25 protein-coding genes are annotated in these 24,791 nt (G+C 64.0%); 14 read left to right on the top strand and 11 right to left on the bottom strand.

The genetic code is table 11. From position 1 onward, the window contains the following. Nucleotides 1-3: 3 nt before the first annotated feature. From aroK to pilM, 5 genes are read right to left on the bottom strand one after another with little or no spacing between them, the layout of a single operon-like run. A complete protein-coding gene (gene aroK / locus LOY42_RS01915) occupies nt 4-522 on the bottom strand; it encodes a shikimate kinase AroK (RefSeq protein ID WP_038706967.1) in 519 nt (172 codons plus the stop codon). Nucleotides 523-526: 4 nt separating this feature from the next. Then, nucleotides 527-1,750, bottom strand: a complete 1,224-nt coding sequence (locus tag LOY42_RS01910; RefSeq protein WP_102681771.1) for a type IV pilus secretin PilQ — start codon at nt 1,748-1,750, stop codon at nt 527-529. Beyond that, nucleotides 1,707-2,720, bottom strand: a complete 1,014-nt coding sequence (locus LOY42_RS01905; RefSeq protein WP_139674153.1) for a pilus assembly protein PilP — start codon at nt 2,718-2,720, stop codon at nt 1,707-1,709. Before LOY42_RS01905 ends, LOY42_RS01910 begins: the two co-directional genes overlap by 44 nt. Further along, nucleotides 2,717-3,256, bottom strand: a complete 540-nt coding sequence (locus LOY42_RS01900) for a PilN domain-containing protein (RefSeq protein WP_139674159.1) — start codon at nt 3,254-3,256, stop codon at nt 2,717-2,719. The genes LOY42_RS01905 and LOY42_RS01900 overlap by 4 nt, the downstream gene beginning before the upstream one ends. After that, on the bottom strand, nt 3,253-4,149 hold the full coding sequence (gene pilM / locus LOY42_RS01895) for a type IV pilus biogenesis protein PilM (RefSeq protein ID WP_102681774.1): 897 nt from the start codon (nt 4,147-4,149) through the stop codon (nt 3,253-3,255). The genes LOY42_RS01900 and pilM overlap by 4 nt, the downstream gene beginning before the upstream one ends. 168 nt (nt 4,150-4,317) lie before the next feature. On the opposite strand from pilM, the gene LOY42_RS01890 reads away from it, so the two are divergent. After that, nucleotides 4,318-6,777 carry a penicillin-binding protein 1A gene (locus LOY42_RS01890; protein ID WP_408981074.1) on the top strand — a complete coding sequence of 820 codons (2,460 nt, stop codon included), beginning with the start codon at nt 4,318-4,320 and terminating at the stop codon, nt 6,775-6,777. Between the two features lie 266 nt (nt 6,778-7,043). Here the strand turns inward: LOY42_RS01890 and LOY42_RS01885 are convergent, their stop codons facing one another. The 3 genes from LOY42_RS01885 to rpmE form a co-directional block, all read right to left on the bottom strand. Next, nucleotides 7,044-8,312: a malic enzyme-like NAD(P)-binding protein gene (locus LOY42_RS01885; RefSeq protein WP_046853841.1), complete on the bottom strand. Its 1,269-nt coding sequence runs from the start codon at nt 8,310-8,312 to the stop codon at nt 7,044-7,046. 179 nt (nt 8,313-8,491) lie between these two features. Continuing rightward, entirely contained in the window at nt 8,492-9,313 is an 822-nt protein-coding gene (locus LOY42_RS01880; RefSeq protein ID WP_139674166.1) for a thermonuclease family protein, read from the bottom strand. Nucleotides 9,314-9,315: 2 nt separating this feature from the next. Beyond that, the gene (rpmE, locus tag LOY42_RS01875; RefSeq protein WP_031315083.1) at nt 9,316-9,531 is read right to left on the bottom strand and encodes a 50S ribosomal protein L31; all 216 of its coding nucleotides are present in this window, start codon (nt 9,529-9,531) and stop codon (nt 9,316-9,318) included. Between the two features lie 169 nt (nt 9,532-9,700). On the opposite strand from rpmE, the gene LOY42_RS01870 reads away from it, so the two are divergent. The 3 genes from LOY42_RS01870 to LOY42_RS01860 all read left to right on the top strand — a co-directional run bounded on the left by LOY42_RS01870 (nt 9,701) and on the right by LOY42_RS01860 (nt 14,493). Next, nucleotides 9,701-11,920, top strand: coding sequence for a primosomal protein N' (locus LOY42_RS01870; protein WP_198754704.1), 2,220 nt, complete (start codon nt 9,701-9,703; stop codon nt 11,918-11,920). A gap of 133 nt (nt 11,921-12,053) precedes the next feature. Further along, the gene (gene argS, locus LOY42_RS01865) at nt 12,054-13,790 is read left to right on the top strand and encodes an arginine--tRNA ligase (protein WP_258599722.1); all 1,737 of its coding nucleotides are present in this window, start codon (nt 12,054-12,056) and stop codon (nt 13,788-13,790) included. Between the two features lies 1 nt (nt 13,791). Then, a complete protein-coding gene (locus tag LOY42_RS01860) occupies nt 13,792-14,493 on the top strand; it encodes an SPOR domain-containing protein (RefSeq protein ID WP_102681779.1) in 702 nt (233 codons plus the stop codon). Nucleotides 14,494-14,532: 39 nt separating this feature from the next. On the opposite strand, the gene LOY42_RS01855 is transcribed toward LOY42_RS01860, so the two are convergent. Further along, the gene (locus LOY42_RS01855; RefSeq protein WP_102681780.1) at nt 14,533-14,958 is read right to left on the bottom strand and encodes a TM2 domain-containing protein; all 426 of its coding nucleotides are present in this window, start codon (nt 14,956-14,958) and stop codon (nt 14,533-14,535) included. Nucleotides 14,959-15,115: 157 nt separating this feature from the next. Here LOY42_RS01855 and LOY42_RS01850 point away from each other — a divergent pair, with 157 nt between their 5' ends. Beyond that, nucleotides 15,116-15,763, top strand: a complete 648-nt coding sequence (locus LOY42_RS01850) for a C40 family peptidase (protein ID WP_258599721.1) — start codon at nt 15,116-15,118, stop codon at nt 15,761-15,763. A gap of 50 nt (nt 15,764-15,813) precedes the next feature. Here the strand turns inward: LOY42_RS01850 and LOY42_RS01845 are convergent, their stop codons facing one another. Continuing rightward, on the bottom strand, nt 15,814-16,806 hold the full coding sequence (locus LOY42_RS01845) for a type IV pilus twitching motility protein PilT (RefSeq protein WP_258599720.1): 993 nt from the start codon (nt 16,804-16,806) through the stop codon (nt 15,814-15,816). Between the two features lie 65 nt (nt 16,807-16,871). Here LOY42_RS01845 and LOY42_RS01840 point away from each other — a divergent pair, with 65 nt between their 5' ends. The 9 genes from LOY42_RS01840 (at nt 16,872) to LOY42_RS01800 (ending at nt 23,434) form a co-directional block, all read left to right on the top strand. Further along, nucleotides 16,872-17,558, top strand: coding sequence for a YggS family pyridoxal phosphate-dependent enzyme (locus tag LOY42_RS01840; RefSeq protein ID WP_139674178.1), 687 nt, complete (start codon nt 16,872-16,874; stop codon nt 17,556-17,558). Between the two features lie 39 nt (nt 17,559-17,597). Then, nucleotides 17,598-18,416 carry a pyrroline-5-carboxylate reductase gene (gene proC / locus LOY42_RS01835; protein WP_139674180.1) on the top strand — a complete coding sequence of 273 codons (819 nt, stop codon included), beginning with the start codon at nt 17,598-17,600 and terminating at the stop codon, nt 18,414-18,416. Between the two features lie 10 nt (nt 18,417-18,426). After that, entirely contained in the window at nt 18,427-19,017 is a 591-nt protein-coding gene (locus LOY42_RS01830) for a YggT family protein (protein ID WP_023630880.1), read from the top strand. An 88-nt stretch (nt 19,018-19,105) separates the two neighbouring features. Continuing rightward, nucleotides 19,106-20,245 (top strand): homoserine O-acetyltransferase, encoded by a 1,140-nt coding sequence (locus tag LOY42_RS01825; protein ID WP_094011022.1) that lies wholly within the window; start codon nt 19,106-19,108, stop codon nt 20,243-20,245. A 7-nt stretch (nt 20,246-20,252) separates the two neighbouring features. Then, nucleotides 20,253-20,873: a methionine biosynthesis protein MetW gene (gene metW / locus LOY42_RS01820; protein ID WP_110697353.1), complete on the top strand. Its 621-nt coding sequence runs from the start codon at nt 20,253-20,255 to the stop codon at nt 20,871-20,873. Between the two features lie 22 nt (nt 20,874-20,895). After that, nucleotides 20,896-21,330 carry a DUF4426 domain-containing protein gene (locus tag LOY42_RS01815; protein ID WP_023630878.1) on the top strand — a complete coding sequence of 145 codons (435 nt, stop codon included), beginning with the start codon at nt 20,896-20,898 and terminating at the stop codon, nt 21,328-21,330. After that, nucleotides 21,327-21,923 (top strand): RdgB/HAM1 family non-canonical purine NTP pyrophosphatase, encoded by a 597-nt coding sequence (gene rdgB / locus LOY42_RS01810; RefSeq protein ID WP_139674183.1) that lies wholly within the window; start codon nt 21,327-21,329, stop codon nt 21,921-21,923. Before LOY42_RS01815 ends, rdgB begins: the two co-directional genes overlap by 4 nt. Beyond that, a complete protein-coding gene (gene hemW, locus LOY42_RS01805) occupies nt 21,920-23,098 on the top strand; it encodes a radical SAM family heme chaperone HemW (RefSeq protein ID WP_258599719.1) in 1,179 nt (392 codons plus the stop codon). The genes rdgB and hemW overlap by 4 nt, the downstream gene beginning before the upstream one ends. Nucleotides 23,099-23,107: 9 nt before the next feature. Then, nucleotides 23,108-23,434 carry a DUF3392 family protein gene (locus tag LOY42_RS01800; RefSeq protein WP_011531731.1) on the top strand — a complete coding sequence of 109 codons (327 nt, stop codon included), beginning with the start codon at nt 23,108-23,110 and terminating at the stop codon, nt 23,432-23,434. 633 nt (nt 23,435-24,067) lie between these two features. On the opposite strand, the gene trmB is transcribed toward LOY42_RS01800, so the two are convergent. After that, nucleotides 24,068-24,790 (bottom strand): tRNA (guanosine(46)-N7)-methyltransferase TrmB, encoded by a 723-nt coding sequence (gene trmB, locus LOY42_RS01795; protein WP_139674188.1) that lies wholly within the window; start codon nt 24,788-24,790, stop codon nt 24,068-24,070. Between the last annotated feature and the right edge of the window lies 1 nt (nt 24,791).

Below are 24,791 nucleotides of genomic sequence, written 5' to 3'. Positions count from 1 at the left end.
CGCTCAGCGGGGCGGCAACTTCTGCAGACGCTCGAGAATGTCGAGCACGACCATGCGCGGTGGCCGTTCGTCGGTTTCCACCACCAGGTCGGCAATCTCGCGATAAAGCGGGTCGCGTGTTTCAAGCAGGGCACGCAAGGTGGCTTCCGGGTTGGCGGTGCGCAACAGCGGTCGGTTGCGGTCACGGGAGGTGCGCCCCACTTGCTGCTCCACCGAGGCATGCAGGTAGATCACCCGGCCACCGGCATGCAGCGCGGCACGGTTGGCGTCGCGCATCACTGCGCCGCCACCGGTCGCCAGAACCACACCATCAAGCGCGCAGAGTTCGGCGATCATCGCCTGCTCGCGGTCGCGAAAGCCCGGCTCGCCTTCCTTGTCGAAGATCCACGGTATGTTGGCGCCGGTTCGCAGCTCGATTTCCTTGTCGGAATCCTTGAACAGCAGGCGCAGCTCTTTGGCCAACAGGCGCCCGATGGTGCTTTTTCCAGCGCCCATGGGCCCTACAAGTATCAAATTTCGCACAGAATCAACGACTCACAGCAATCGCCTGGTCACTCATGATACGCGGAGTCAGGAAGACCAGCAGCTCGGATTTTTTCTCTTGTAATGCATCGCGTCGAAACAGCCGCCCAACATACGGCAGATCACCGAAAAATGGCACCTTGTCGACCACTTTGTTCTGCGACGTCGAGTACACGCCACCAATCACAATGGTCTGCCCATCGGCCACCCGGACCTTCGCCGTGACCTCATTCTTGCGGATCGGCGGCACATCGTTCAGCGCATTGATGAAGTCGGGCTCGTCCTTGGTCACACGCACATCCATCACTACCTTGCCATCCGGGGTGATCTGCGGCGTCACCTCCAGCGACAGGGAGGCCTCGCGAAAGGAAATCGAGGTGGCGCCACTGCGGGTGGTCTCCTGATACGGCACTTCGGTGCCCTTGAGTATGCGCGCAGTCTCCTTGTCGGCCGTGACCACCTTGGGCTGGGAGATGACCTCGCCATTGCCGCTCTTCTCCATGGCGCTGAGCTCCAGGTCCAGCAGAATGTCGCTGCGCAGCAACCCCACGCCGAGCCCGGCATTGGCCCGCTCGACCCCGAGATCGACGAACAGGTCGCTACCCAGGCGACTGTCCCCCCCATACAACGGGCCACCCCATCGCACGCCCAGCACCTTCTCGTAATCGACGCTGGCCTCGACGATACGCGCCTCGATCATGACCTGGCGCACCGGCACATCCAGTTGCGTCACCAGCCTGCGCAGCTCGGCAAGCCGTTCGCCAGGCTGAGTGACCACCAGCGTGTTGGTCCGCGCATCCACACTGAGGCTGCCGCGCCCCGTCAGAATGCCGTCATCGGCCAGGCTCGCCAGCAACAGCTCCGCCAGCTCGGCGGCCTTGGCATGAAAGACCGGGATCAGTTCACGCCGCAAGGGCTCCAGCAACACCTCCTCGCCCATACCCCGGGCCTGCCCGGCCAGTTCCGCAACGGGGGCGATCAGCAGCACATTACCCTCCTGGCGCCTACCCAGCCCCTTGCTGCGCAGCACCAGGTCGAGCGCCTGCCCCCAGGGCACGTCCTCCAGGCGCAGGGTTATCCGCCCCTGCACCGAATCACTGGCAACCAGGTTGACGCCGGCGTGCTCGGCCATGACCTTAAGCACCGAGCGCAGCTCGACATCCTGGAAGTTGAGCGACATCGGCTCACCCTGAAGCTCCGCTGCCTGCACCGCCAGGATGCTCAACATCAACCCCACGCCGCTCAACCATCGTCTCGGCCTCATCCCTGACCTCTCCTTGCTCACGTTCTACAAGCACCAGATACCTGGAACGCGCCTGCCAACGCCCGCCAAGGTAGATCTGCTCGCGGACCTCCAGCCGATCGGCATCGATTGCCACCACGACCCCCTCATCCAACCCGAGCCGGTCGCCTTGACCGACCCGATACACGTGCCCCGCCGAACGCAACAACGCCTGGCGACGCCCTGACTGGGACAGGCTTCCGACCATTTCCAATCGCGCCAAGGGAATATGCCGCAGCTCTTTACCGTGCGTGGCGGGCAACCAGGCCTGAAATGGATCGAACGTGGTCTTCGACTGAGCAGCCTGGGCAGGCTCATCCGCCAAGGCAGCCGGCACGGGAAGCTCTTCCCCTGGGTGATAGGCATGTATCAGCAACCTTGCGCCAACCACCCCTGTGCCCTCTTCCTGCAAGGCCAACCTGAGATGGGGCACGTTCAGCAAACGCAACTGCTGTAGCCACTGCTCAAGCCATAAGCGCAACGCCGGGTAGCGCCCGTGCACGCTTATATCCAGAGGCTGCAGACGGTACCCTGCTGCCTGCAGCGCTTCGTTTACCTCGATGCGTTCGAACGACAGGCCATGCTCATGGCCCGACAAGGCCAACTGGTCAAGCAGTTCACTCATGCCCTCGCCCGCAGCCAGTCGCCATCGCAACGCTTGCAGCCCCATCCTGGCTTGTTCCAGAGCCTCCTGCGCTCGCTCCAGCTCGACAAGTTTTCCCGCCCCATCCTCCAAGACGCCCTGTAGCTGCAACTGTCTCTGGACTGCCTCGGCATGCCTATTGAGCGGCTCACGCAGGCGGGCGAAATAACCCACAAAAGTCACCAGAAACAGCAACCCTGCTGCCACCATCCACCGGAACAACCGGGACCGGGCCGCCAGGCCCTGCCAATCCTGGGCCCACAGGCGGTTCATGACTCACCCGCCAACAAGCGCGCCGCCAGCAGGAATTCATCGCCCTGGCCATGACGCCGCAAGTGAACAAGCTGCAGGTCCCGTACCATCGCTACCTGCTCCAAGCCGCGCATAAGCCGGGCCACCACTGAAGCAGAGGCTGCCAATCCGGCAAGGCGCAAATGTCCGTCCTCCACACCCACCTCGGTCAAGCGCGCGCCTTCGGGCATTGCCTGCTCCAATGCGAGAAACAGCCCAGGCAACTGCGCTCGCGCTGCGTCCAGCGCAGACACCGCCGCTTGCTCGGCCGACAACGCATCCCGTGTTTCACGCAACTGATCGATCTGCCGCAGCGAAGCGTCCAACCGCTCAACGGCCACCTGCTGCGTGGCGACAACCTGCGCCTGTCTGGCCAGACGCGACCGCGCCGTTCGATCGAGCAACATGACCCCGCACAGCGCCACCACCAGCGTGGCGACCAGGGTGATCTGGAATCGCCGCACAACGCTTGCCCGGCGCTGTTCGCGCCAGGGCATCAGATTCAGTCGTCCTTTCATGCCAGGCCTCCCATTGCCAAGCCACAGACCAAGGCCATGGCGGCAGCGGGCACGCTGGCTTCATCGAATTCGCCGGCCAGAGGCCCCGGGCGGCCGACATGGCATTTCACGCCCAGACGCTCGGACAGCTCTGCTGCCCGAACCTCATCGGCGGTGGCCCCGAACAACACAACTTGCTCCAACGCGCCCTGGGCACCCGACTGCCAGAGCCCCTCGACAGCCTCGGCCCAACGCGCCACAGAGGGCACGACACAGCGCTGCCGATGCGGTATGTGGCCTCCCTGCCAACGATGCAGGACTACCTCGTCCCGCTCCAACTGCAGCAGCGCCGTGACGCTTGCCTGCGCCTCGGCCACCAATGCCCGGCGCAACGCAAAGCTGTCCACCTCCACAGCTACCAACTGCAGGCTGGCTTGCGCGAACACGCGCTCCAGTGGGTCGAGCTGACTTTGCCTACAGGCCACCACCAACACCTCGACCTGCCCGGCATCCTCCGCGCATGGGCCATACACCTGGAAATCCAGGGCAAGGTCTTCCACAGGAAAGGGAAACAGCTGCTCGGCCTGTGCAAGCAAGGCGGCTTCGACGCCATGGCCGGGCAACCCTGCAGGCAGGCGGCAAACCTTGCAGATGACCTGCGATGCAGGCAACGCCAGGGCGACCCGGGACTGCGAAGTCCGACACCTGGCATGTGCCTGTCGCAGCCCCGCGACCAGGCACTCCACCTCGTCACGCCCCAATGAACTACCTGGCGCGTCACCAAGGCGCTCTTGCGCCCAACCCATCACCCGACAACCGCCACGCTGGCGGCGCAGGTGCAGCATCCGTACGGCGTCGGAGGCGATTTCCACCCCCAGCAGTGAACCGGCGTCCCTGCCAAAGCGTCCAAGCATGGCTGTTCCTTCCTGGTCATTGGCTGCCTGCCCCCTTGCGGCGCAGGCGGTCGTCCCTCTCCCCGGGCGGTCACCCGACGGGGCGAAAAATGCTTATAATGGCCAGCGTTTTCCTGCCCGCCGGCCCTGCGCGCAATCCACTCTCAATCTGGACACCCAAAAGCCTTGATACGCCTGCTGAAGTTCTTCTGGTGGTCTCTCGTCGCCGTCATCTGCGCGCTCGTTCTCGGTGTGAGCGGTGCGTTTCTGTATCTTAGTCCCAACCTGCCCTCGGTCGACGCGCTCAGAAGCGTCCAGTTGCAAATCCCCCTGAGGGTCTACAGCAGCGACGGCAAGCTGATCGCCGAGTTCGGCGAGATGCGGCGCTCGCCGATCAAGTTCCAGGAAATTCCCCCACAGTTCATCCAGGCGCTTCTGTCCGCTGAGGACGACAATTTCCTCAACCACTATGGCGTCGACCCTAGCAGCCTGATGCGCGCGGCCTCGCAGTTGGTCAAGTCCGGGCACATCCAGAGCGGCGGCAGCACCATCACCATGCAGGTGGCGAAGAACTTCTTCCTCACCAGCGAACGCAGCTTCTCGCGCAAGACCAACGAGATTCTCCTGGCCCTGCAGATCGAGCGGGAATTGACCAAGGACGAAATTCTCGAGCTGTACGTCAACAAGATCTACCTGGGCAACCGTGCCTACGGCATCGACGCCGCGGCACAGGTGTACTACGGCAAGTCGATTCGCGACGTCAGCCTGGCGCAGATGGCCATGATCGCCGGCCTGCCCAAGGCACCCTCGCGCTTCAACCCGCTGGCCAACCCGGTACGCGCCAAGGAGCGCCGCGACTGGATCCTCGGGCGCATGTACAAACTCGGCAAGATCGATGAAGCCAGCTACCAGGCCGCCCTGGCTGAACCGCTGAATGCCAGCTACCACGTACCGACCCCGGAAGTGAATGCGCCGTACGTCGCCGAGATGGCCCGGGCCGAGATGGTCGGTCGCTACGGCAGCGACGCCTATACCGAAGGCTTCCGGGTCACCACCACGGTGCCGAGCGACATGCAGCAGATGGCCAACAGCGCGGTCCTCAACGGCCTCAGCGAGTACGACGAACGCCACGGCTACCGCGGCCCCGAGGCGCGCTTCCCTGGCAAGACGCGTGCGGCCTGGCTGCAGGAGCTGAGCAAGCAACGCACCCTGGGTGGCCTGGAGCCCGCCATCGTCACCCAGGTCGAGAAGACCGGGTTGAAGGTGATGACCCGTGGCGGCCTGGAGGAAAACGTCGCCTGGGACACCATGAAATGGGCCCGCCCTTACCTCAACAGCAACTCGCAGGGGCGCTCGCCGCAATCAGCAGCCGACGTGGCCCAGGTCGGCGACCTGGTGCGCCTGCAACGCCAGGAGGATGGCAAGCTCAAGTTCAGCCAGGTTCCTGCCGCCCAGAGCGCGCTGGTCACCCTCGACCCTTACAACGGCGCCATCCGTGCGCTGGTCGGCGGTTTCTCCTTCGAGCAGAGCAACTACAACCGCGCCATGCAGGCCAAGCGCCAGCCAGGCTCGAGCTTCAAGCCTTTCGTCTATAGCGCCGCCCTGGACAACGGCTACACCGCCGCCAGCCTGGTCAACGATGCTCCGATCGTGTTCGTCGACGAGTACCTGGACAAGGTCTGGCGCCCGAAGAACGACACCAATACCTTCCTCGGCCCGATCCGCATGCGCGAAGCGCTGTACAAGTCGCGCAACCTCGTATCGATCCGCCTGTTGCAGGCGATGGGCGTGGATCGCACCATCGACTACATCGCCAAGTTCGGCTTCAACAAACAGGACCTGCCGCGCAACCTGTCGCTGGCACTGGGCACCGCGACACTCACGCCGATGGAGATCGCCACCGGCTGGAGCACCTTCGCCAACGGCGGCTACAAGATCAGCCCGTACCTGATCGAGCGTGTCGAGAGCCGCAACGGCGAAACCCTGTTCACCGCCAACCCGCCACGCGTGCCGCAGGGCACCCAGGACCAGGTCGGCCTCGCCGCACCTGAGGCACCCATCAGCACCGCCCCGATGCCAGGCGAGGCGCTGCCGGCCGCAGGGCAGCTCACCCCGTCCCCCCAAGTGCCCCAGGCGCCCGCCGTTGCCGAGCAGATCATCGATGGCCGCACCTCGTACATTCTCACCACCATGCTGCAGGACGTGATCAAGCGCGGTACCGGCCGCCGAGCCCTGGCCCTTGGCCGCTCGGACCTGGCGGGCAAGACCGGCACCACCAACGAGTCCAAGGACGCCTGGTTCTCCGGCTACAACGCTGACTATGTCACTACCGTGTGGGTCGGCTTCGACCAGCCGGAAACCCTGGGGCGCCGCGAATACGGCGGCACCGTGGCCCTGCCGATCTGGATGAGCTTCATGGGCGCCGCGCTCAAGGGCATGCCCGAGCACCCACCTGCCGAACCCGAAGGCATCCTCAGCCTGCGCGTCGACCCAATCAGCGGCCGCGCCGCTACACCGAGCACGCCGAACGCCTACTTCGAACTGTTCAAGGCCGAGGACTCGCCACCGTCGGCGGACGAACTGGGCAACGGCGCAGCACCGGGCAGCCCGCTGCCGGCAGATGAAGCAGCGCCGATGGATCTGTTCTAAAGGGCAACCTTTGAAGGTTTTTGGTGAGGGCCGCCAGGTGCTCGCCGAAAACCTTGCAGCGCTCTCAAGATCGAGCGCCGCCCGCGCGGCGCTCGATCTGGTAGGCGCTGCAAGACTGTCGGCGAGCACCAGCAAGCCCTGACGCGATCGCCTTGAAAGGGATGACATTGAACTCCGCGTGAGCAGGCCTGCCCCGCAATAACCCAGGCCCAACAAAAAGCCCCGACTCCTGCGAGCCGGGGCTTTTTCATGACGCTACGACTGGATCAGCCGTTGAACACGTCATCCACGCTCTTGAGCGGGTAGTGCTTCGGATACGGCAGGGTAGCCACACCGGACTCGATGGCGGCCTTGGCCACGGCATCGGAAACCACGGTGATCAGGCGGGCATCCAGCGGCTTCGGAATGATGTACTCACGGCCGAACTCCAGGGCTTGCACGCCATAGGCTTCGCAGACTTCCTTCGGCACCGGCAGCTTGGCCAGGTCCTTCAGGGCGATGGCGGCAGCGATCTTCATCTCTTCGTTGATACGCTTGGCGCGAACGTCCAGGGCACCACGGAAGATGAACGGGAAGCCCAGTACGTTGTTGACCTGGTTCGGGTAGTCGGAACGACCGGTGGCCATGATCACGTCGCTGCGGGTAGCGTGAGCCAGCTCCGGGGCGATTTCCGGGTCCGGGTTCGAGCAGGCGAACACGATCGGGTTGGCGGCCATCGACTTCAGGCCTTCGGCGCTCAGCAGGTTCGGACCGGACAAGCCGACGAACACGTCTGCGCCGTCCAGGGCATCAGCCAGGGTGCGCTTGTCGGTGGCGTGGGCGAACTGGGCCTTGTACTGGTTCAGGTCGTCGCGGCCAGCGTGGATCACGCCGCTGCGGTCGATCATGAAGATGTTCTCGACCTTGGCACCCATGCTCACCAGCAGTTTCATGCAGGAGATGGCCGCGGCACCGGCGCCCAGGCAGACGATCTTGGCGTCTTCGAGCTTCTTGCCGGCGATTTCCAGGGCGTTGATCATGCCGGCCGCGGTAACGATCGCGGTGCCGTGCTGGTCATCGTGGAAGACCGGAATGTCGCACTGCTCGATCAGCGTGCGCTCGATCTCGAAGCACTCAGGTGCCTTGATGTCTTCCAGGTTGATGCCGCCGAAGGTGATGGAGATGCGGCGAACGGTGTCGATGAAGGCTTGCGGGCTCTCCGACTCGACTTCGATATCGAACACGTCGATACCGGCGAAACGCTTGAACAGAACACCCTTGCCTTCCATGACCGGCTTGGAGGCCAGCGGGCCGAGATCACCCAGACCGAGGATGGCGGTGCCATCGGAGATCACCGCAACCAGGTTGCCCTTGCCGGTGTACTTGTAGGCCAGCTCCGGATCACGGCCGATCTCGCGCACAGGCTCGGCGACACCCGGGCTGTAGGCCAGGGCGAGGTCACGGGCGGTGGCGGTTGGCTTGGAGAGCTCGACGCTCAGTTTCCCCGGACGAGGCTGAGCGTGGTATTCGAGAGCGGCGGTTTTCAGGTCTGACATGATGGGCATTCCGCTATTTACTGTTCTGACGGACCGCCGAGGATACGCAAAGAGCCGGGGGGCGACAAGACTGCCCGGTCACTATGTGTCAAGGCCTTTGGCCTACGACTTTACGCTATAACCCACGGGGCTTACGGGAGCCAGTGTGTACAATCCAATAGCAAAATGTCTACAACTATTTAGCCAGAAACAAGCGCCAACATGCTCGGATCGGTCAATGGCAACAGCCAGCGTCGCTGCCCAGGCTTGAGCCCGCCCTTGCGGGAACGATCCAGCACCCAGCCACGCGCCTCGACCTGGCGTCCCTTGAGGTTAGCGAAGAAGCTGGCGGGGAAGTGGCGCTGCAGACGAGCGGGAACCTGCAGGACCACGTTCTCGTCAAGCTCCAGCCAGATGCCGCTGCGATTACGCTCGATCCCGTTGATCCTGCCGCCGATCACCGCGAATCCGGATTGCCGCACCTCGCGTCCAGGCGTGACCGGTGATTGTCTCCACAGCCCTGCCCTGGCCTGGCGTGCCTGATGCTCGGCCTGCTGCTGGCAGCCCGACAGCTGCACGTTGGGTGCAATGGCCACCTGGTAGCCCAGGCCCTCGCTGAGCAGTTGTGCTTCCAGATTGTTACCAGTGCGGCCATAGATATGCGCCAGGATACGGCCGTACTTGTCCTTGGGTTCGACGCCCGGAACCAGCCCGACACGGCCATCGCTGGCCTTCACCAGCGCCTGCAGGCGCTTTTTGGCAGCCTCGGCATAAGGTTCGCTGGAGCGCCCCTTGCGGCCGATTTCGGGGGCGTTGATACCGATCAACCGCACGCTGCGCCCATCGCTCAGGCGCAAGGTGTCGCCATCGACCACGTGACGTACCGCCACCGCTTGCACCCTGTCGGGCATCGGGCAGAAGGCCAGGGCCGGGAAATGCCAGATCGCGGCCACAAAAAAGGCGCCCACAAGGGGCGCCTTCTTTTGCAACAGCGCGAACCCCGAAGGCTTCGCCATGTGCATGATTACTTCTTGGCACCGAACATGCCGAAGCGATCGGCGAACTTCTGTACGCGGCCGCCGGTGTCCAGGACTTTCTGCTTACCGGTGTAGAACGGGTGGCACAGGTTGCAAACGTCGATCGCCAGGACGCTGCCCATGGTCGAACGAGTTTCAAACTTGTTGCCGCAGCTGCAGGTGACTGCAACTACTTCGTAGTTCGGATGAATATCTGCTTTCATGGTCACTTCCTCGAGCTGCGTGCCGCCACCCAACACCTATTGTTGAATACCGCACGTAATTAGGCGGCGAATAATACCAGAGAGCGGCCGTAGCGCAAGTTGTCGCTTGCACCGACCGTCGTCTGCTAGGCTCGCCTGATTTGTGAAACGCCCTCCAGAGACCTTCCGCGTGTCCGACGTCATTCTGCGCCTTGCCCTGCCCTCGCCCCTGCGTCGCCTGTTCGACTACCGGGCGCCCGCGAGCATGGCGCGCCAGGCACTGACGCCCGGCATGCGCATCCGCGTGCCGTTCGGCCGCCGCGAGATGATCGGGGTGCTGGTAGAAGTCGCCGAGCACAGCGAAGTGCCTGCCGACAAGCTCAAGCCAGCCAGCGCCCTGCTCGACCCTGTCTCACCCCTGCCGCCGGCATTGTTCAAGCTGTGCCTGTGGACGGCCCAGTACTACCAGCACAGCCTGGGCGACACCCTCAACTGGGCCCTACCGACGCTGCTGCGCCAGGGCGAACCGGCCGAGGCACGCCAGGAACGCTTCTGGCATGTCGCGCCCGGTGCGCGCCTGGAAGACCCCCGCATCGCCCGTGCCCCGCGCCAGCGCGACGCCCTCAAGACCCTGTCGCAGCACCCCCACGGCGTGGCCCACAGCCTGTTGAGCAAGCTTGGCCTGAACAAAGACAGCCTCGACCTGCTGCTGGCCAAGGAGATGGTGGAAGTCGAAGTACGCCGCCACCTGCCGGCCGCGCGCCACGAGCACTGGCTGGCCCAACCGGAACTACCGCTCAACGAAGAACAGCGCGCTGCTTTCGAGGCTGTGCGCTCGGGCTTCGATGCCTTCCATGCCTACCTGTTGGCCGGCGTCACCGGTAGCGGCAAGACCGAGGTCTACCTGCAGCTGATCCGCGAAACGCTCGAGGCCGGCAAGCAAGCCCTGATCCTGATTCCCGAGATCAATCTCGGCCCGCAGACCCTGCAACGCTTCGAGCAGCGCTTCAACGCGCGCATCGCCCTGCTGCATTCGGCGGTGGGCGATCGCGAGCGCCTGGACGCCTGGCTGGCGGCACGTGATGGCGATGCGGACATCATCATCGGCACCCGTTCGGCACTGTTCACCCCGATGAAGAACCCGGGCCTGATCATCATCGACGAAGAGCACGACGGCTCCTATAAACAGCAGGAAGGCCTGCGCTACCACGCCCGCGACCTGGCCGTGGTGCGTGCGCACCAGGAGAACATCCCGATCCTGCTGGGCTCGGCCACACCGTCGCTGGAAAGCCTGCACAACGCCCACAGTGGCCGCTACGGCCTGCTGCGCATGAACCAACGCGCCGGCGGCGCCAAGGCGCCCCGCTTCCTGCGCCTGGACGTACGCAGCCTGCCACTGGACAGCGGCATCAGCGGCCCCTTGCAGCAGGCCATCCGCCAGACACTCGAGGCCGGCCAGCAGGTGCTGGTGTTCCTCAACCGCCGCGGTTTCGCCCCCACATTGCTGTGCCACGACTGCGGCTGGCTCTCCGAATGCCCACGTTGCGATGCGCGCATGACCGTGCACCAGCGCTCCGCCGTGCTGCGCTGCCACCATTGCGGCTACGACGAGCGCCTGCCGCTGCAGTGCCCGCAATGCGCCCACGTCGACCTGCGTCCCGTGGGCGCCGGTACCGAGCGTGCCGAGGAGCGTCTGAAGGTGCTGTTCCCGGATTACCCGATCCTGCGTGTGGACCGCGACAGCACCTCGCGCAAGGACGCCATGCACAACCTGTTCGCCACTATCCAGCGTGGTCAGCCGAGCATCCTGGTCGGCACCCAGATGCTGGCCAAGGGGCATCATTTCCCTCGCGTCACCCTGGTCGCGATCCTCGATGCCGACGGCGGGCTGTTCTCCGGCGACTTTCGCGCCGGCGAACACATGGCCCAGCTGATCGTCCAGGTGGCCGGCAGGGCCGGGCGCGCCGAGGAACCGGGCAAAGTCATCGTGCAAACCCACCTGGCAGACCACCCGTTACTGGTGCAATTGACCGAACAGGGCTACTTCGCCTTTGCCGAACAGGCCTTGAGCGAGCGCCGTGCGGCCGGACTGCCGCCGTTCGCCCACCTGGCACTGCTGCGCGCCGACGCGCACAAGCCGGGCCAGGCGGAAGGCTTCCTTGACGAAGCCTGCGCCGCTGCCGAGCGCATACTTGCCGAGCAGGGCCTGCACGGCATCGAGTTGCTCGGCCCGGTGCCGGCCCCCATGGAGCGACGGGCGGGCAGATTCCGTGCGCAACTATTGCTCCAAGCCAATGCCCGTGCCCCCCTGCATCGACTGATCAGTGCCTGGTTGCTAGTGTTGGAGCAGATGCCATCGGGGCGGCAAGTGCGCTGGTCGCTGGACGTCGATCCGGTCGACCTTTACTGACTGTTTGAGGTTTGGCGTAGGAGCGGGCTCGCCCCAAAAGGTTGGCAACCCGCCCCCGGCAACGGATAATACCCAGTTTTTCCACCTGCGCATCGAAGCGCTCCACCGCGCTTGCGGTCGAAAAGAGAACCCCATGAAAGACACCATTCGCCAGCTGATCCAGCAAGCCCTCACCCAACTCGTCGCCGACGGTGTGCTGCCTGAAGGGCTGACGCCGGCGATCCAGGTGGAAAACGCCCGGGACAAGACCCACGGCGATTTCGCCAGCAACATCGCCATGATGCTGGCCAAGCCGGCCGGCATGAAGCCGCGCGACCTGGCCGAGAAGATCATCGCCGCCCTGCCGGCCAGCGCCGACATAAGCAAGGCCGAGATCGCCGGCCCCGGCTTCCTCAACTTCTTCCAGAACACCGAAGCGCTGGCAGGCCGCCTCGACGCTGCCCTGGCCGATGGCCATCTGGGCGTGCGCAAGGCCGGCCCGGCGGAAAAGGTGGTGATCGACATGTCGGCACCGAACCTGGCGAAGGAGATGCACGTCGGCCACCTGCGCTCGACCATCATCGGCGACAGCGTTGCACGGGTACTGGAGTTCCTCGGTGACGACGTCATCCGCCAGAACCACGTGGGTGACTGGGGTACCCAGTTCGGCATGCTCATGGCCTACCTCCAGGAAAACCCGATCACCAGTGACGAGCTGTCGGATCTGGAGAACTTCTACCGCGCGGCGAAGAAACGCTTCGACGAGTCCGAAGAGTTCGCCACCCGCGCCCGCGGGCTGGTGGTCAAGCTGCAGGCCGGTGATCCCGAGTGCCTGGCGCTGTGGACGCGCTTCAAGGACATCTCCCTGTCGCACTGCCAGAAGACCTACGAATTGCTCAACGTCAAGCTGACCATGGCCGACGTGATGGGTGAGAGCGCCTACAACGCCGACCTGGCCAACGTGGTCGCCGACCTCAAGGCCAAGGGTCTGCTGGTCGAGGACCAAGGCGCCCAATGCGTGTTCCTCGAAGAGTTCAAGAATGCCGAAGGCGAGCCACTGCCGGTGATCGTGCAGAAGGCCGATGGCGGCTATCTGTACGCCACCACCGACCTGGCCGCCGTGCGCTACCGCAGCACCAAGCTGCAGGCCGACCGCGCCCTGTACTTCGTCGACCAGCGCCAGGCCCTGCACTTCAACCAGGTGTTCGAAGTGGCCCGCCGCGCAGGTTTTGTCGGCCACCCGATGAAGATGGAACACATGGGCTTCGGCACCATGAACGGCGCCGATGGCCGCCCGTTCAAGACCCGCGATGGCGGTACCGTCAAGCTGATCGACCTGCTCACCGAGGCCAAGGACCGCGCCTATGCGCTGGTCAAGGAGAAGAACCCCTCGCTGGCCGAGGACGAGCTGCGCCACATCGGTGAAGTGGTCGGCATCGGCGCGGTCAAGTACGCCGACCTGTCGAAGCACCGCACCAGCGACTACAGCTTCAACTTCGAACTGATGTTGAACTTCGAGGGCAACACCGCGCCGTACCTGCTGTACGCCTACACCCGCGTGGCCGGCGTGTTCCGCAAGCTCGGCAAGGGCTTCGACGAAGTCGATGGCAGCATCGTCCTGCAGGCAGCGCACGAGCAGGACCTGGCCGCGCGCCTGGCGCAGTTCGGCGAAATCCTCAATAACGTCGCCGAAAAAGGCACGCCTCACGTGCTGTGTACCTACCTGTACGACCTCGCCGGCCTGTTCTCCAGCTTCTACGAGAACTGCCCGATCCTTTCTGCCGAAACCGCCGAACAACAGCAAAGCCGCCTGCGCCTGGCTGCCCTGACCGGTCGCACCCTCAAGCAGGGCCTGGAGCTGCTTGGCCTGGAAACCCTGGAGCGCATGTAAGTTGGCTGCAAAGAAAAAGCCCGCGCCCAAGCGCGGCGCCAGCCGCCACCAGCCACCCGCCAAGCAGCCGATCCCCGGCTGGGTGTGGCTGGCGGTCGGCCTGACCGTAGGGGCGTTCATCGTCTTCTTGATGAAACTCGAGCCCGGTGGCGCTGATATCAAGCGCACCAAGCCCGAGCAACATAAACAGGAGAAGGTCGCCGAAGCGAGCAAGACCACCACACCGACGCCCCAGCAACCAGTGAAGCCGAAGTATGACTTCTACACCCTGCTGCCGGAGTCGGAAGTAATCGTGCCGCCCGAGGCCGTGCCGGAGAAAACCCCGCCGGTGCCGGCGCAACCGCCCGTGCCAAGCACGCCGGTCACCCCTGCGGAAGCGGCGAAGATCGACACCGCCCGCGCCCAGGCCGCGCTGCTGGGCCAGACACCGCCACCGGCACCACCGGTGATCAAGCCAGCGGCCACGACCCAGTTCTTCCTGCAGGCCGGATCATTCCGCAAGCAGGCCGATGCCGACAAGGTCCGTGCGCAGATCATCCTGCTTGGCCAGGCGGTCAAGGTTGAGTCGGGCACGGTGAAGGAAGAGACCTGGTACCGCGTGATGGTCGGCCCGTTCAGCAACCGCGAACAGTTGACCGTGGCGCAGAAACAACTGGCCGGGGCAGGTTTCAGCAACCTGCTGCTGCAACAGCGGCGTCAGTAATGAAAAAGGCCTTGCCGCTCGTAGCGACAAGGCCTTTTTTCATACCCGGCGACGCTCGGCGTTGACCTGGGAAATCTGGCTGTTGAGCGTCCAGAAGTCATACAGCACGCCCAACAGGAACAACCCGCCGGTGAACAGGTAGATCAGCGCGCTGATCCACTTGCCCTGATACAGCCGATGCACGCCGAAGATGCCGAGGAAGGTCAGGAGTATCCACGCCAGGTTGTAGTCCACGCCGCCCGACTCGAAACGCATGTCGGCCTCACGGTCCATCGAAGGGATCAGGAACAGGTCGATCAGCCAGCCGATGCCCAACAGGCCCAGGGTGAAGAACCACAGGGTTCCGGTGATCGGTTTGCCATAGTAGAAGCGGTGCGAGCCGGTAAAGCCGAAGATCCACAGCAGGTAGCCGAGAACCTTGCTATGGGTGTCGTGCGAGGGGGCACCCTGTTGATAACCATTCATTCGAAGCCCTCGTGGGATAGCCGAAAATTTTCTAAGGAAAAATGTGACTTTTTCGTTTTGACCCGACATATGGTACGTGCTTGAGCGACCAACGGATCAGAATCTGATCAAAAAGCTGTTATAAAGTTGCGCGCCAACACTTATAAGAGCTTCATCTATGCCACCTTTTATCAAGACATGGCTGACCCTCTGCCTTTTGTTACCCCTGGCCGCCCAAGCCACCAACCGTGAGCAACGACTTCCCAGCGGATTCACCGGCTATACGACCAACGCCGATGCCACGGTGAAACGCACCCCGATCCAGTATCGCAGCAGTTCCGTGCGCGCTCGCCCGGCCAACGCCGCCAAGCAGCAACAAGCTGTGGGCATGCAGGCCGTGGCCATGTCACCCAAACAGAGCAGCGAAGTGCTCAGCCGTGCCGTGAACGTACTGGGTACGCCCTATCGCTGGGGTGGCAGCAGCCCGAAGAAGGGCTTCGATTGCAGCGGCCTGGTCAAGTACGCGTTCAACGATGTGGCCGATGTCGACCTGCCGCGCACCTCCAACGCGATGGCTCAGGGCCAGGGCGTCAAGGTGGCCAAGAGCGATCTCAAGCCGGGCGACCTGATCTTCTTCAACATCAAGAGTCGCCGGGTCAATCACGTAGCCATCTACCTGGGCAACGATCGCTTCATCCACGCGCCACGCACTGGCAAGCGGGTGAGTATCGACAGCCTGGAAAAACCCTATTGGCAAAAGCACTACGTGGTCGCCAAGCGCGTCCTGCCCAAAAACCAGCAGACGCTGGCCCTGGCCAAGCGCTAGACCCTCAATCGCGGACTTGCTCCGCGATTGCCCCCCAGCATGCAGCAGTGCTAATCAACCAGCCCTTTCTGCCTGAGCGCCTGCATCGCCCCTTCCATCGTCCGCATTCCCAGCGCAGCACCCGCCTGCATCACCGACTGCACCTGTGCCATGCGCCCCTCGCGAATCAGGTTGCGCACCGCCAGCGTCGCTATCAGCACCTCCCGTGCCGCGACCCTGCCGCCGCCCACCCGCCTGACCAGCACCTGAGCCACCACCAGGCGCAGTGATTCGGCCAGCATCATGCGCACCAGCGGCTTCTCCTCGGCCGCGAACACCTCCACCAGCCGGTCGATGCTGCTCACCGCCGAGCGGGTGTGCACCGTTGCCAGCACCAGGTGCCCGGTTTCTGCCGCGCGCAACGCCAGACGGATACTCTCCAGATCACGCAACTCACCCACCATGATCACATCCGGGTCCTGGCGCAGGGCACTGCGCAGCCCTTGGGCTAAGTCACGGCTGTGCACGCCGATCTCCCGCTGGTTGACCAGGCAAGCCTGGCCGCTGTGGATAAATTCGATAGGGTCTTCAAGGGTGATGACCTGTAACGCGCGTTCGCGATTGATCTGATCGAGCAGCGCCGCCAGGGTGCTGGACTTGCCGCTACCCGTCGGCCCGCCCACCAGCACCAGGCCATCCCGGCATTGCGCAACGACTTGATACACATCGTTCAGATCAAGTTCATCGAGGCTAGGGACCCGCGCCGGGATCAGCCGCACGCTTGCGCCCAGCCCATTGCGCTGGCGGAACAGGTTCAAGCGCAGGCGGCCCACGCCGGGCAAGCTCAGCGCCAGGTCCAGTTCATCACCGCTCAGCCATTGCCGCCGCTGCCGGTCATCGAGCAGGCCGGCCATTCCATGCTCCAGAGCTGCGCAGGTCAGCACCGGCACCGCCAGGCGCTGCAGCTCGCCATCCAGGCGCAGCAACGGCGGCTCGCCCACGGCCAGGTGCAGGTCGCTGGCGCCCGCGGCCACGGCCCGGCCCAGCAGGTCGGTCACATCCATGAGACTCCCCAACGGCGATCAAGCAGGTAGAATGCCGCAGACCCCAGAACCGTCGGCGACGAACCATGTCCACCCTAGCAGACAACATTGGCGCCATTGCCACCCGCATCAACACCGCGGCCCTGGCAGCCGGACGCGATCCGGCCGACATCCAGTTGCTGGCTGTCAGCAAGACCAAGCCCGCCAGCGCCATCCGCGAGGCTCATGCCGCTGGCCTTCGCCACATGGGTGAGAACTACCTTCAGGAAGCCCTGACAAAACAACAGGCGCTTTCCGACCTGCCCTTGATCTGGCACTTCATCGGCCCCATTCAGTCGAACAAGACCAAGGCCATCGCCGAGCACTTCGACTGGGTACATTCCGTGGACCGCCTGAAGATCGCCCAACGCCTCTCGGAGCAGCGCCCCACCGAGCTGCCACCGCTGAACATTTGCCTGCAGGTGAATGTCAGCGGCGAGGCCAGCAAGTCCGGTTGCTCGCCCGCCGAACTGCCAGCCCTGGCCCAGGCGGTGAACGTCCTGCCCGGCCTGCGCCTGCGCGGGCTGATGGCGATCCCTGAGCCCACCGAGGACCGCGCCGAACAGGAGGCTGCTTTCGCCACGTTGCGTGAACTGCAGGCACAGCTCGGCCTCGGCCTGGACACCCTGTCCATGGGCATGAGCCATGACCTGGAAGCCGCCATCGCCCAAGGTGCGACCTGGGTCCGCATCGGCACCGCCTTGTTCGGCGCCCGCGACTACGGCCAGGCCTGATTCCATGCTTAACTCACTCTTCCCCCACAAGGACCCGACATGAGCAAGACTCGTATTGCCTTTATCGGCGCCGGCAACATGGCCGCCAGCCTGATCGGCGGCCTGCGCGCCCAGGGCCTGGACACCGCACTGATTCGCGCCAGCGACCCGGGTGCCGAAACCCGCGCACGCATCACTGCCGAGCACGGAATCGAAGCCTTCGAAAACAACGCCCAGGCCATCGATGGCGTGGACGTGATCGTCCTGGCGGTCAAACCGCAAGTCATGAAAGCGGTCTGCGAAACGCTGAAGCCGAGCCTGAAACCCGGCCAACTGGTGGTTTCCATCGCCGCCGGCATCACCTGTGCCAGCCTGCAGGCCTGGCTGGGCGCGACCCCGGTGGTACGCTGCATGCCGAACACACCGGCGCTGCTGCGCCAGGGCGTCAGCGGTCTGTACGCAACCCGGGAAGTCTCCATGGAACAACGCCGCCAGGCCGAACAACTGCTGTCGGCCGTGGGCACCGCCCTGTGGCTGGAGCACGAACAGCAACTGGACGCCGTCACAGCCGTTTCCGGTAGTGGCCCGGCGTATTTCTTCCTGCTGATCGAAGCCATGACCGCTGCCGGCGAAAAACTCGGCCTGCCGCGCGAGACCGCCTCGCAACTGACCCTGCAGACTGCCCTGGGCGCCGCCCGCATGGCGGTCTCCAGCGACGTCGACGCCGCCGAGCTGCGTCGCCGCGTGACCTCGCCGGCCGGCACCACGGAAGCGGCGATCAAATCGTTCCAGGCCAACGGCTTCGAGGCCATCGTCGAACAGGCCCTGCAGGCCGCGGCGAAACGCTCGGCCGAGCTGGCCGAGAAACTGGGCAAATAAGGAGCTTTTGATGAATGCACTGTCCGGCGCCGCGATCTTCGTGGTGCAAACCCTGGTCAGCCTGTACCTGGTGATCGTCCTGCTGCGTTTCGTGCTGCAGCTGGTCAAGGCCGACTTCTACAACCCGCTGAGCCAGTTCGCCGTGCGCGCCACCCAGCCATTGCTCAAGCCGCTGCGCCGCGTGGTCCCCAGCATCGCTGGCCTGGATACCTCATCGCTGCTGCTGTCGATCATCATCCAGGCGCTGTTGATGGCCTTCGTGCTGATGGTCACCTACGGCACCTTCGGCGACGTCCTGCACCTGCTGATGTGGTCGATCCTGGGCATCACCTCGCTGTTCCTGAAAATCTTCTGGGTGGCCATGATCGTCATGGTGATCGTCTCCTGGGTCGCGCCGAACAGCCACAACCCGGCTGCAGAACTGGCCTACCAGATCAGCGAACCGGTGCTGGCGCCGTTCCGCCGCCTGGTGCCGAACCTCGGCGGCATGGACATCTCGCCGATCTTCGCCTTCATCGCCATCCAGGTGATCCAGTCGTTCCTCATGCCCCAGCTGGCGGCCTACGCCGGCATGCCGCAAGAGCTGTGGCGGATGATCTGACCCGGCCTGCATCCGGCGGCAAGCCTTTGCTTGCCGCTGGGGGTAGCGCTCTTTAGACTTACGCCTCCGTCAAGCGTGAGCAGGGTCGATGTCCACTGTCCTTCCCGAAGATTCCGTCGGTCTGGTAACACCGCAGATCGCCCGGTTCGATGAACCGCTGGCCCTGGCCTGTGGCCGCGCCCTGGCCTCGTACGAGCTGATCTACGAAACCTATGGCACCCTCAACAGCAGCGCCAGCAATGCCGTGCTGATCTGCCATGCGCTGTCCGGCCACCATCATGCCGCTGGCTACCATGCCGCCACCGACCGCAAGCCGGGCTGGTGGGACAGTTGCATCGGCCCCGGCAAGCCGATCGACACCAACCGCTTCTTCGTGGTCAGCCTGAACAACCTCGGCGGTTGCAATGGCAGCACCGGCCCCAGCAGCCTCAACCCGGCCACCGGCAAGCCCTACGGCGCCGATTTCCCGGTGCTGACCGTGGAAGACTGGGTGCACAGCCAGGCGCGCCTGGCCGATCGCCTGGGGATCCATACCTGGGCCGCCATCGTCGGCGGCAGCCTGGGTGGCATGCAGGCGCTGCAATGGACCATCACCTACCCGGATCGGGTGCGCCATTGCGTGGACATCGCCTCGGCGCCCAAGCTGTCGGCGCAGAACATCGCCTTCAACGAAGTGGCGCGCCAGGCTATCCTCACCGACCCCGAGTTCCACGGCGGCTCGTTCCAGGACCAGGGCGTGATCCCCAAGCGCGGCCTGATGCTGGCGCGCATGGTCGGCCACATCACCTACCTGTCCGACGACTCGATGGGCGAGAAGTTCGGCCGAGAGCTCAAGAGCGACAAGCTCAACTACGACTTCCACAGCGTCGAATTCCAGGTCGAAAGCTACCTGCGCTACCAGGGGGAGGAATTCTCCGGCCGCTTCGACGCCAACACCTACCTGTTGATGACCAAGGCCCTGGACTACTACGACCCGGCCGCCGCCCACGGCGGTGACCTGGCGGCAACCCTGGCCCACGTCACGGCGGACTACTGCATCATGTCGTTCACCACCGACTGGCGCTTCTCGCCGGCCCGTTCACGGGAGATCGTCGACGCCCTGATGGCCGCGCGCAAGAACGTCTGCTACCTGGACATCGACTCGCCTTACGGCCACGACGCCTTCCTCATCCCGACCCCCCGCTACATGCAGGGTTTCGCCAACTACATGAACCGCATCGCCGTTTGAGGACCCCATGAGAGCCGACCTGGAAATCATCCAAGACTGGATCCCCGCCGGCAGCCGGGTACTCGACCTGGGCTGCGGCAACGGCGAACTGCTGGCCTCGCTGCGTGAACGCAAGAACGTCACCGGCTACGGCCTGGAGATCGACGCCGACAACATCGCCGCCTGCGTGGCCAAGGGCGTCAACGTCATCGAGCAGGACCTGGACAAGGGCCTGGGCAACTTCGCCAGCAACAGCTTCGACGTGGTGGTCATGACCCAGGCCCTGCAGGCCGTGGAGTACCCCGACCGGATCCTCGACGAAATGCTGCGGGTGGGCCGCCAGTGCATCATCACCTTCCCCAACTTTGGTCACTGGCGCTGCCGCTGGTACCTGGCGACCAAGGGTCGCATGCCAGTCTCGGACTTCATGCCGTATACCTGGTACAACACGCCGAACATCCACTTCTGCACCTTCGAGGACTTCGAGAACCTGTGCCATGAGCGCAAGGCCAAGGTCCTCGACCGCCTTGCCGTCGACCACCTGCACCGTAACGGGTTGGGCGGCCGGCTTTGGCCTAATCTTCTAGGTGAGATCGGTATCTATCGGGTCAGCAGCCCGGGCCTGCAGGAGCATCAGCTCGCGGTCTGACCCTCAACGGAGGAATGGCATCATGCGTCGACTAGCACTGTTTCTGATCAGCCTGTGCCTGGCCTTGCCGGTACTGGCTGCCGATGCCGCCAGGCCCGAGCGCAAGGAAGTGTTCGGTGATGTGACGGTCCACTACAGCGCCTTCACCTCAAGCATGCTGCAACCCGACATTGCTGCCGCCACGGGCCTGACCCGCAGCAAGAACCAGGGCGTGCTCAACATCGCCGTGCTCAAGGCCGGCAAACCCGCGATGGCGGTAGTCAGCGGCACAGTGAAAGATCTCACCGGGCGCAGCAGTCCGTTGTCGTTCAAGCAGATTACCGATCAGGGTGCGGTGTACTACATCGCACAGTTCAAGATCGACCAGGCCGAGACCGTCACCTTCGACCTCAACGTCGAGACCGGCGGCGTCAGCAATAAACTCAGCTTCAACCAGGAAGTGTTCCCAGGCGAATGATGAATTTCCAGCAACTCGTATTGGCCAGCCATAACGCCGGCAAACTCAAGGAACTGCAGGCCATGCTCGGCGAGTCCGTGAACCTGCGCTCGATTGGTGAATTCAGCCAGGTTGAGCCGGAGGAGACTGGCCTGTCGTTCGTCGAGAACGCCATCCTCAAGGCGCGCAACGCAGCGCGCATTTCCGGCCTGCCGGCCCTGGCCGACGACTCGGGCCTGGCGGTGGACTTCCTCGGCGGCGCGCCGGGTATCTACTCGGCGCGCTATGCCGACGGCAAGGGCGACGCGGCGAACAACGCCAAGCTGCTCGATGCGCTCAAGGACGTGCCTGAAGGCCAGCGCGGCGCGCAGTTCGTCTGCGTTCTGGCACTGGTGCGGCACGCCGACGACCCGCTGCCGATCCTCTGCGAAGGCCTGTGGCACGGCAGCATCCTGTTCGAGGCCAGCGGCGAACATGGCTTCGGCTACGACCCGCTGTTCTGGGTGCCGGAACGCAAATGCTCCAGCGCCGACCTTGACCCTGTCGACAAGAACCAACTCAGCCACCGCGCTCGCGCCATGGCCCTGCTGCGTCAGCGTCTGGGCCTGGCATGAGCGAAAAGCTGTTGGTACAGCCGGCGGGCCTGATCCTTCCCGAACTCCCGCCGCTGTCGCTCTATATCCATATCCCCTGGTGCGTGCGTAAATGCCCGTACTGCGACTTCAACTCGCACCAGGCCGGCCCGACCCTGCCGGAAGCCGAGTACATCGACGCCCTGCTCGCCGACCTCGACCAGGAAATGCATGCCGTGCAGGGCCGTCCGATCAGCACGATCTTCTTCGGCGGCGGCACCCCGAGCCTGTTCAGCGCCGACGCGCTTGGGCGCCTGCTGCGCGGTATCGAGCAACGCATCCCGTTCGCCCCGGACATCGAGATCACCCTCGAGGCCAACCCGGGTACCTTCGAGCAGGGGAAGTTCAAGGCCTACCGCCAGACCGGCATCAATCGGCTGTCCATCGGCGTGCAGAGTTTCCAGCCCGCCAAGCTCGAACGACTCGGGCGCATCCACAATGGCGCCGAAGCGGTGCGCGCCGCCGATATGGCCCGCGCCGCGGGCTTCGACAACTTCAACATGGACCTGATGCACGGCTTGCCAGACCAGTCGCTCGACGACGCCTTGGGCGACCTGCGCCAGGCCATCGAGCTGGCGCCGACGCACCTGTCCTGGTACCAGCTGACGGTGGAACCCAACACGGTGTTCTGGAACCAGCCGCCTGAGCTGCCCGAGGACGACATCCTCTGGGATATCCAGGAAGCCGGCCAGGCGCTGATGGCGGACCACGGTTACCGCCAGTATGAAGTCTCGGCCTACGCCCAAGCCGGTCGTGCTGCGCGGCACAACCTGAACTACTGGCGCTTCGGCGACTTCATCGGCATCGGTGCCGGCGCCCATGGCAAGCTGTCGTTCCCGGACGGGCGCATCCTACGCACCTGGAAGACCCGCCTGCCCAAGGACTACCTGAACCCGTCCAAGCCGTTCAAGGCCGGCGAGAAGCTGTTGCCGGCCGATGAGCTACCCTTCGAGTTCCTGATGAACGCGCTGCGCCTCACCGACGGAGTTGAGGCCGAGCTGTTCAACCTGCGTACCGGCCTGCCTCTTGCACAACTGTCCGAAGCCCGCCGTGAAGCCGAACAAAAAGGCCTTTTGCGGGTCGAACCGGATCGTCTGGCCGCCACGCCACGCGGCCAGCTGTTCCTCAACGACCTGCTGCAGTACTTCTTGAATTAAGGATGACCCATGGACCTGGTACTTGACCTGCTCTCGACCGTTTCCCGCTGGAGCCGCAGCAACCTCTCAGAGATTTCGCTGGCCCTGGTGGGCTGCCTGCTGGTGCTGTTCGGCACCGATATCAAAGGCTGGGTCGAGGGGCGCCTGGGCGGCCTGGCCGGCGCCCTGCGCGTGCCATTCATGGCACTGCTGGTGATGATCGGCAGCGGCGCGGCGCTGATCTATGCGACGCCGTGGATCGTCAAGGGGCTGGGGCAGTTCAACAACTATGCGCTGGCACCGGTGCTGCTGGTGGTGCTGGTTTTGATCGGCGTGGTCGCTGATCGGCGGGGGTGAGCGTCCGCTAAAAGCCGCCCTGGCAGGCCAGGGCGGCTTCTCACCCGACTAACCCCTTAACGGGCATCGTCGAAGTGATCACGCAGGAAGTCCCTGACGGTCCTGAAAACGATCAGGATCCGAATGAGCTTCCAGACGCGGCTCAGCGTATTCAGCAAACGCTTCATATGCCTTGGCCTCCGTGTTGGCTGGGCCAATCTTCCAGCGTCTGACCGGCACTTCGACGCCTTCGGAAATCGCGTGAACCATCTCCAGTGAAGTGGCCAGGTGAGTGACCCTTCGAAAACACCACCGGCGCGGTTCGTGGGCCGCGTCGAAGGGGCCGAGACAACGGATTGAATTTGTTCCCGGCCCGACACTGGAAAAATCACACGAGAGCGGCGCGATCTTACGCTTACTGGGAAGGTGAAGCTGTTACTCGCCCAGTCACACGTAATGCTGGATATTTCCACGATTGACGTGATCTCCAGGCAACCCTAGTATTTAAGCCGTGAACTGTCTCCAGTGAAAACTGAAACACGCAGGCCAAGGATTCGTAACCCGAAGCCCGCATAAAAAAACCGCCCTTCTCAAGGCGGTTTTTTTGTACCTGCAATTTCGCAGGTTCGAAGGGCTGCACCGAACGAACCCGGCTCAGCTCACCTTCTCGAACTTCAGATCCCACACCCCATGTCCAAGGCGCTCACCGCGACGCTCGAACTTGGTGATCGGACGTTCTTCCGGACGCGGCACGTAGGCGCCATCAGCCGCCTGGTTGCGATAGCCTGGCGCCACTTTCATTACTTCAAGCATGTGCTCGGCATAGGGCTCCCAGTCGGTGGCCATATGGAACACACCGCCGACTTTCAGCTTGCTGCGCACCAGCTCGGCGAACTCCGGCTGAACGATCCGGCGCTTGTGGTGACGCGCCTTGTGCCAAGGATCGGGGAAGAACAGCATCAGACGGTCAAGGCTGTTGTCCGCCACGCAGCGGTTGAGCACTTCGATGGCATCGCAGTCGTACACCCGCAGGTTCTTCAGCCCCTGTGTCAGCACGCCATTGAGCAGCGCGCCGACACCCGGGCGGTGCACTTCGACACCAATGAAGTCCAGCTCAGGCGATGCGGCAGCCATTTCCAGCAGCGAGTGGCCCATGCCGAAGCCGATCTCCAGGGTGCGCGGCGCCGAACGGCCGAACACCTGGTCATAGTCCACCGGGCTGTCGGCCAGCGGCAGGATGAACTGCGGGCCGCCCTGGTCCAGGCCGCGCTGCTGGCCTTCGGTCATGCGCCCAGCGCGCATCACGAAGCTCTTGATACGGCGGTGCGGGCGGGTTTCGCCGTCTTCGGAGATCGGCGTTTCTTGCGATTCAGTCATC

Origin of the sequence: Pseudomonas sp. B21-023 (assembly GCF_024749165.1) — a bacterium.
Lineage (GTDB): Bacteria > Pseudomonadota > Gammaproteobacteria > Pseudomonadales > Pseudomonadaceae > Aquipseudomonas.
Note: the sequence above shows the minus strand (reverse complement) of the source record. Positions and strands in the feature narration are given on the sequence as shown.